The sequence below is a fragment of the Pseudomonas sp. RW407 genome (assembly GCF_003176655.1).
Taxonomy (GTDB): domain Bacteria; phylum Pseudomonadota; class Gammaproteobacteria; order Pseudomonadales; family Pseudomonadaceae; genus Pseudomonas; species Pseudomonas delhiensis.
This window is the reverse complement of the sequence record NZ_QGSL01000046.1, coordinates 1-312: the sequence shown is the minus strand read 5'-3', so window position 1 is coordinate 312 and position 312 is coordinate 1. Positions and strand designations below refer to the sequence as shown.

Genomic DNA, 312 nt, shown 5'->3' with positions numbered 1-312 from the left:
GATAGCTGCTCCGGCAGCGGGCCGAAAAGGAAGATCGCCGAGGTGCTTGACAGCGAGTTTGAACGCTGTAGAATGCGCCTCCCGCTGACGAGAAGCTTCGGCCGATCGAAAGCGCAAGCGGTTGAGTAGGAACGAAAAATTCTGAAAATAACGCTTGACGGAATAAGAGGTTGGCGTAAAATGCGCGGCCTCGGTTGAGGCGAAAGAATCAACCACTGCTCTTTAACAAGTTGAATCAAGCAATTCGTGTGGGTGCTTGTGAGCTAAGACTGGTGATCGCAAGATTATCAGCATCACAAGTAACACTCGTGA

1 pseudogene is annotated in these 312 nt (G+C 50.6%); it reads right to left on the bottom strand.

Annotated elements, in window-relative coordinates:
* A pseudogene (locus DK254_RS34495) lies at nt 1–216 on the bottom strand (hypothetical protein); the annotation flags it as partial.
* Nucleotides 217–312 lie beyond the last annotated feature (96 nt).